General features: G+C 47.0%; 5 protein-coding genes and 7 tRNA genes. 1 reads left to right on the forward strand and 11 read right to left on the reverse strand.

Annotated features, from left to right (window positions below):
- Positions 1-13: 13 nt before the first annotated feature.
- The 4 genes from hprK to ACSR9A_RS10350 form a co-directional block, all read right to left on the reverse strand.
- Entirely contained in the window at positions 14-952 is a 939-nt protein-coding gene (gene hprK, locus ACSR9A_RS10335) for an HPr(Ser) kinase/phosphatase (RefSeq protein ID WP_473757061.1), read from the reverse strand.
- Between the two features lie 207 nt (positions 953-1,159).
- Positions 1,160-2,281 carry an ABC transporter ATP-binding protein gene (locus ACSR9A_RS10340; RefSeq protein ID WP_473757062.1) on the reverse strand — a complete coding sequence of 374 codons (1,122 nt, stop codon included), beginning with the start codon at positions 2,279-2,281 and terminating at the stop codon, positions 1,160-1,162.
- Positions 2,282-2,368: 87 nt separating this feature from the next.
- Positions 2,369-3,514 (reverse strand): PucR family transcriptional regulator, encoded by a 1,146-nt coding sequence (locus tag ACSR9A_RS10345; RefSeq protein WP_473757063.1) that lies wholly within the window; start codon positions 3,512-3,514, stop codon positions 2,369-2,371.
- A gap of 75 nt (positions 3,515-3,589) precedes the next feature.
- Positions 3,590-4,540, reverse strand: coding sequence for an MraY family glycosyltransferase (locus ACSR9A_RS10350; protein ID WP_473757064.1), 951 nt, complete (start codon positions 4,538-4,540; stop codon positions 3,590-3,592).
- Positions 4,541-4,712: 172 nt separating this feature from the next.
- On the opposite strand from ACSR9A_RS10350, the gene ssuE reads away from it, so the two are divergent.
- Positions 4,713-5,261 carry an NADPH-dependent FMN reductase gene (gene ssuE, locus ACSR9A_RS10355; protein WP_473757066.1) on the forward strand — a complete coding sequence of 183 codons (549 nt, stop codon included), beginning with the start codon at positions 4,713-4,715 and terminating at the stop codon, positions 5,259-5,261.
- Between the two features lie 115 nt (positions 5,262-5,376).
- On the opposite strand, the gene ACSR9A_RS10360 is transcribed toward ssuE, so the two are convergent.
- The 7 genes from ACSR9A_RS10360 to ACSR9A_RS10390 form a co-directional block, all read right to left on the reverse strand.
- Positions 5,377-5,452: transfer RNA gene (locus tag ACSR9A_RS10360), tRNA-Lys, on the reverse strand.
- Between the two features lie 15 nt (positions 5,453-5,467).
- Positions 5,468-5,551 (reverse strand) — tRNA-Tyr (locus ACSR9A_RS10365).
- A 7-nt stretch (positions 5,552-5,558) separates the two neighbouring features.
- Positions 5,559-5,634: transfer RNA gene (locus ACSR9A_RS10370), tRNA-Phe, on the reverse strand.
- A 17-nt stretch (positions 5,635-5,651) separates the two neighbouring features.
- Positions 5,652-5,728: transfer RNA gene (locus ACSR9A_RS10375), tRNA-Asp, on the reverse strand.
- Positions 5,729-5,747: 19 nt separating this feature from the next.
- Positions 5,748-5,824 (reverse strand) — tRNA-Met (locus ACSR9A_RS10380).
- 17 nt (positions 5,825-5,841) lie between these two features.
- A tRNA-Val gene (locus ACSR9A_RS10385) sits at positions 5,842-5,917 on the reverse strand.
- A 7-nt stretch (positions 5,918-5,924) separates the two neighbouring features.
- Positions 5,925-6,001, reverse strand: a tRNA-Met gene (locus ACSR9A_RS10390).
- Between the last annotated feature and the right edge of the window lie 67 nt (positions 6,002-6,068).

A 6,068-nucleotide genomic window follows, 5' to 3' on the forward strand; every position in this document is an offset into this window, starting at 1 on the left:
TAGCTCCTTCATATCAATCGTAATCATCCGCATCTTCGGCAATGGTTTCGGTCAGCTTATTAGTGAACTGCAGCGCAGCATTATAGCCCATCCGCTTCAGCCTGAAGTTCATAGCCGCAACCTCAATAATAACCGCAAGGTTACGACCTGGCCTTACAGGAACAGTTACAAGTGGAACGTCGGTATCAATGATACGCGTCTTCTCTTCATCTAGGCCCAGACGGTCATATTGTTTGTCCTGCTGCCAATTCTCAAGCCTGATGACTAATGTAATTCGCTTCTGTGTACGTACAGCACCCGCACCGAACAGCGTCATCACATTAATAATGCCCAAGCCGCGAATCTCCAGCAAATGACGGATTAATTCCGGCGCTGTGCCGTGAAGCTGGCTGTCAGACGTTTGTCTGATTTCAACTGCATCATCCGCAACGAGGCGATGCCCTCGTTTTACAAGCTCAAGCGCCGTCTCGCTCTTACCGATACCGCTGCCGCCAGTGATGAGCATGCCTACCCCGTATACGTCAACCAGAACACCATGAATGGTCGCGGTAGGCGCAAGCTTTTTTTCCAGAAAATCTGTAATTCGGCTGGTCAAAATTGTAGTTGCCACATGACTGCCAAGCACAGGAATATTCGTTTTATTCGAATAAGCAATCAGCTCATCGGGCGGCTCCAGTCCGCGGGTCAAAATAATACAAGGCGTGTCTGAATGGCACAGACGCTCCATCCGCAGCCTGCGCTCCTCTGACGTCAGCGTGCTGAGAAACGTAATTTCCGTTTTCCCTAACAGCTGCACCCGCTCACTCGGAAAATAATCAAAATATCCAGCCATTTCAAGCCCAGGACGATATAGGTCATCAACCGTAATTGCACGCTTTAAGCCTTCTTCACCCGATATGATTTCCAACGAAAAATGCTGCACTAATTCTGATACTTTCACTTTCTTAGGCATAGCATGGCCTCCTTATATCACAACAGCGTATGTAAGCTAATTACCAATGACTTCATCGTATAGGAAAAAAGCGCCGAAAGCAACGTCTTCCCGCTTTCTGACGCTCAAATGAATGATACTCTTCGCAAATTTATCCTCAGTGGAATAACAAAGAGCTGTTGGACGAATCCAACAGCTCTTTTATGAAATCTATAATGGCTTTAGCAATTAGTTTTCGAAAATGTTAAGCTCGGACTCTGTATCGAACAGGTGAACTTTGTTCATGTCCAAAGCAAGTTTAACTGTCAGGCCATCACGCAGAGCGGAACGTCCGTCTACACGTGCGATAACTGTGTCTGTGCCAATACCGTTCAGGTACAGGTACATTTCGTGACCCAGGTTCTCTGCAACTTCGATCGAAGCGTTAACGATCGTGTTAGGCGAAGCTTCCAGGAATACTGGCTCTTCATGTAGATCCTCTGGACGAATACCCAAGATTACATCTTTGCCGATGTAGCCTTTAGAACGAAGAGAAGCTGCTTTACCTTCAGGCACAACTACATCTACGCCAGTCGATTTGAAACGAACAGCACCGCCTTGATCCGTCAATGCACCTCTGATGAAGTTCATGGAAGGAGCACCGATGAAGCCAGCAACGAAAATGTTAACTGGGTGGTTATAAAGAACTTCCGGAGAAGCTGTTTGTTGAATAAAGCCATCTTTCATAACAACAATGCGATCACCCATCGTCATTGCTTCGATTTGGTCATGCGTTACATAGATTGTTGTTGTTTCAAGACGTTTAGTCAGCTTGGAAATTTCAGCACGCATTTGACCACGAAGTTTCGCATCCAAGTTGGAAAGCGGCTCATCCATCAAGAATACTTGCGGCTCACGAACGATCGCACGACCAAGAGCGACACGTTGACGCTGACCACCGGAAAGAGCTTTCGGTTTACGGTCAAGCAAATGCTCGATATCTAGAATTTTAGCAGCTTCACGAACACGTTTGTCGATGTCTGCTTTTTTGAATTTACGAAGTTTCAAACCAAAAGCCATGTTTTGGTATACGTTCATATGCGGGTAAAGAGCGTAAGATTGGAATACCATCGCGATATCACGATCTTTAGGAGCTACGTCATTGACAAGACGCTCACCAATAAACAATTTACCTTCGGAAATTTCTTCAAGACCTGCGATCATACGAAGAGTTGTCGATTTACCACAGCCGGATGGACCTACAAGCACTAGAAATTCTTTGTCCTTGATATCTAAGTTAACGTCAGTTACCGATGCTTTATCAGTTCCCGGATATTTTTTGTAAATGCCTTCTAAACGTACGCCTGCCATGTGAATTTCCCCCTAAAAGAAATTTTCTTATAAACCTATCTTATCCCACATGCCCTCAGATGACTATGCACAAACTTTACAAAAAAACTAATGTCTTTTCGTAACTTTGTACAATAGCAATATAATTTTGACTAAGACGGCGTCACGAAATTGTCGAACATCAAGCCCCGTCTCCTGTTTTAGCTTGTCCAGACGATATAATAACGTATTGCGGTGGATATAAAGCTTCTTCGCGGTTTCGCTTACATTACAGTCTAATGAGAAGAATGTTTCCAGTGTAGCAAGCATTTCTGCCTCTACGAAAAGCTCTGTACGCTTTAGTGATTGCTCCAAATATCGGGCCCGCTGGCTCTCTGGTATGCTATTCAGCAGACGCTCCAACTGCAAATTCCACGGAAAATGAATATTGCTGCCAACATGGAATTTCCGTCCCAAATTTATCGTTTCGCGCAGCGCAGCCGTCGTTTCTACAATACCTTTCGCCGGTCTGATCGGATGCGATACCGCCAGATGGCATTCACCGATCCATTCGCTGGCAAGCATCTCATGCAGCCCCAGACAGATGGAAGCCAAGTTATCCTCCACCGATTCTTCATCGTCGTCATCAAACAACTCCGAATCCGCTTCCTTAAGCAGCGATACCGGACCCCAAATGAGCCATTCCTGCTCCCGCAGCGGTATTAATAAAATTTCCTCGGCGAGAAAGGAACGCAGCAGCTTCTCCAGCTCCACATACGCCGCTTGCTTTGTATTCGAATATTCCGTTACTAATAAAAAAGGAATCATATCGGCAAATAGCTTGCCGCCCGCGGTCAAGTGATCCGGCATCGATTGCCCCGGCTCGCCTGATTCGAACTGCTCCTGAATCCACTCGCCAATACTGCGGGCTGTTTTCTCGCTTTCCGTCAGCTTGCCGGCCACCTTATCATGCATTGGCATCGATTCATTCCAGCGCAGCATAAAGCTCAATAAATCCAGCGTACTCGCCTCAAAGCGGCTGCCCTCTATTTCTAAAACCTCTATTTCATGCTCCACTGCTCGGACGGCCACCCACATTTTATCCTCGCGCTGGACACGTTGTCCTTCCAAGGCGGAGCCGCGTCCTGGCTCCCCTGCCTGCAGGTAGTGATTTTTATCTGCTATATCATTCCATTCGGACAATTGCATTTTAAATAGACGAACTGGACAGTCCAAAATGCGCTCCAGCGGTTTCAACCATTCTGTCGTGCTCATTTTCTGCTATCTCCTATCGCAAGCCTCACGAATGAACGCTTTTTCTCGTCATTGTAACATATTGGGGCAGGTAATTCAGCCCATGACCAACAAAAGAATGATCGACAGCATGGAGAACAACGCAGCAATTAAATATAGAAAGGATACGGTTTGCACCTGGTTTAATCCCCACTTCATCAGCGCATGATGGGTATGCAGCTTGTCCGCATGATGCAGTCCTTTGCCACGGGCGAGCCGCCGCAGCATGACGATGGAAGTATCCATAATGGGCAAGCCCAGCGCCAGAAGCGGCACAAGCACTGTAATGAAGGTTGCTTTCTTAAATGCACCGTCCACGGCCACAACGGCGAGCGTATAACCAAGAAACGTAGCTCCTGCATCCCCCATAAAAATTCTGGCCGGATAAAAATTAAACAGGAGAAAGCCCAGGCACGCCCCTCCTACAATAGCAGCTAAAATCGCTGTTTCAGCCTGCCCTTTGACCAAGGCAGTAATAAACAGCGTGACCGCCGATAAAACACATACTCCAGATGCCAATCCATCCACCCCATCCATGAAATTAATCATGTTGATAAGTGCGAATATCCAGATCGACGTCCCAAGCCAAGCTACCCAATGCGGGAGAAAAAAGAACAGGCCCGAAGCAGGGTTCGTCACCCCTGTTATTTGAATATGGAACCAGAGCGGGAGCGTGGACACCGCGCCATAAACAAGCACTCTAGGCCAGACAGGAAAATCCCTTCCCTCCGCTTTGGCTTTATCATCTAATAATCCAACGGTGACAAGCACCGCGCCACCAGCTGCAATCGTCCAGCTTAGCGATGTCATCCCCTGAAAAGCAATAATCGTAACGGTGCATGCCACATAAATCGCAATCCCTCCAAGCAAGGGAATCGGCTGCCGATGAATTTTTCGCGCATTTGGCCGATCCATAATACCGTATTGCAAAGCGAACCTTCTCACAATGGGAACCATTACACTCACAATAGCCAAACTTATAAAAGCCGCCAACCCATACATCATCATAGACGGACCCCTTTGCATCGCTAATCAGCTTGTTTCCGCCTATTGTTCCCTAATGAGCTAAAAATCATGAACACTTTCCATAAATGTCATTGACGCCGAAAAGATTGGAATGTTAAGATTAAACAAAGTTAACTTATCGGAATAAATATACAAACAATAAGGAGCGATTATCATGTCAACGATTGTCATCATTTCGGGCAGCCCGAATCCTGGTTCCCGACTAACCGGCATTACTCAATATATCGAGCAGCAGCTCATTAGCCAAAATGTAACACTCAGCCATATTACTGTCGCTTCTTTGCCAGCGGAAGATCTAATTAACGCCCGTTTCGACAGCCCTGCCATTGTGGAAGCAACAGCATTAGTAGAAGGCGCTGGGGCCGTTATTATTGCAAGTCCAGTCTACAAAGCCTCTTTCACTGGTGTTCTTAAAACATTCCTCGATCTATTGCCCCAAAAAGGGTTAGAAGGAAAAATTATTACGCCTTTCTTCATTGGGGGCTCTCTGGCCCATCTGCTGTCTATTGATTACTCCCTGAAGCCTGTACTTGCTTCCATGGGTGCCAAGCATTTTTCCAGCGGCGTCTATGCGGTAGATTCTCAAATTGCTCGTATACGATTGGACGGTGGGGAAGCTGGATTCGAGCTAAACGACGAATTAAAGCTTCGTCTCGACGCTTCCTTAACTGAACTGCTAGCCGAATTAAAGCTTCGCTCCTAATAAAAATGCATACAAAAAAGCTCGGTATTAGTGATTACACCAATACCGAGCTTTTAAATTTACATATAAACAAAAAAATTCGCAGATTATTTTCTGCAAATTGGCTTTTTAAAAATGGTGAGTCATGTAGGATTCGAACCTACGACACCCTGATTAAAAGTCAGGTGCTCTACCAGCTGAGCTAATGACTCTCGATGTGAAAGAAATGGTGGAGGGCGATGGATTCGAACCACCGAACCCGAAGGAACAGATTTACAGTCTGCCGCGTTTAGCCACTTCGCTAGCCCTCCATAAAAATGGTGGCTCGGGACGGAATCGAACCGCCGACACGAGGATTTTCAGTCCTCTGCTCTACCGACTGAGCTACCGAGCCGTATAACGAAAAGAAAATGGCGGAGCTGACGAGATTCGAACTCGCGGTCTCCTGCGTGACAGGCAGGCATGTTAGGCCTCTACACCACAGCTCCATAAATTATTGCTTAAAATTGGTTGCGGGGGCAGGATTTGAACCTGCGGCCTTCGGGTTATGAGCCCGACGAGCTACCGGGCTGCTCCACCCCGCGTCATTGTAAAACATATATGGTGGAGGCTGAGGGGATCGAACCCCCGACCCTCTGCTTGTAAGGCAGATGCTCTCCCAGCTGAGCTAAGCCTCCGAAAATATGGTAGCGGCGAAGGGGATCGAACCCCCGACCTCACGGGTATGAACCGTACGCTCTAGCCAGCTGAGCTACACCGCCACATTTTCCCGATTACTTACATTGCAGACCTCGGGATGTACTGCAATATCAACGTGAATTGCACGTT

Source organism: Paenibacillus sp. R-74696, from assembly GCF_055814915.1.

Excerpts from the sequence above, each read along its gene's own strand:
- hprK (WP_473757061.1), bottom strand. The coding sequence starts at position 952 with ATGCCTAAGAAAGTGAAAGTATCAGAATTAGTGCAGCATTTTTCGTTG.
- ACSR9A_RS10340 (WP_473757062.1), bottom strand. The coding sequence starts at position 2,281 with ATGGCAGGCGTACGTTTAGAAGGCATTTACAAAAAATATCCGGGAACT.
- ACSR9A_RS10345 (WP_473757063.1), bottom strand. The coding sequence starts at position 3,514 with ATGAGCACGACAGAATGGTTGAAACCGCTGGAGCGCATTTTGGACTGT.
- ACSR9A_RS10350 (WP_473757064.1), bottom strand. The coding sequence starts at position 4,540 with ATGATGATGTATGGGTTGGCGGCTTTTATAAGTTTGGCTATTGTGAGT.
- ssuE (WP_473757066.1), top strand. The coding sequence starts at position 4,713 with ATGTCAACGATTGTCATCATTTCGGGCAGCCCGAATCCTGGTTCCCGA.